This is a genomic window from Colwellia marinimaniae (genome assembly GCF_002207865.1).
Classification (GTDB): domain Bacteria; phylum Pseudomonadota; class Gammaproteobacteria; order Enterobacterales; family Alteromonadaceae; genus Colwellia; species Colwellia marinimaniae.
Window position 1 is genome coordinate 1 of record NZ_BDQM01000375.1, and the last position, 255, is coordinate 255.

Annotated in this window: 1 protein-coding gene; it reads right to left on the reverse strand. The window is 43.1% G+C overall.

Annotated elements, in window-relative coordinates:
• Window positions 1-255: DEAD/DEAH box helicase (locus MTCD1_RS19715; protein WP_143760209.1), on the reverse strand; the 255-nt coding region annotated here is incomplete at both ends.

The following is a 255-nucleotide window of genomic DNA, read 5'->3' on the forward strand; positions in this document are numbered from 1 at the left end:
CTCGGGTGATAAATATAAAACTTGTAAGCGGTTATTCTGTAAATCATTAAAAATTTGCGCAGACTCTTGTCTTGCCAACGTAGAATTCATATACGCGGCGGAAACCCCATTCGCACGTAAGGCATCAACCTGATCTTTCATTAACGAAATCAACGGGCTTAGCACTATCGTTAAACCACCGAGTACCAAGGCTGGTACTTGATAACATAGTGATTTACCGCCACCCGTAGGCATGATAACGAGACTATCGAGACC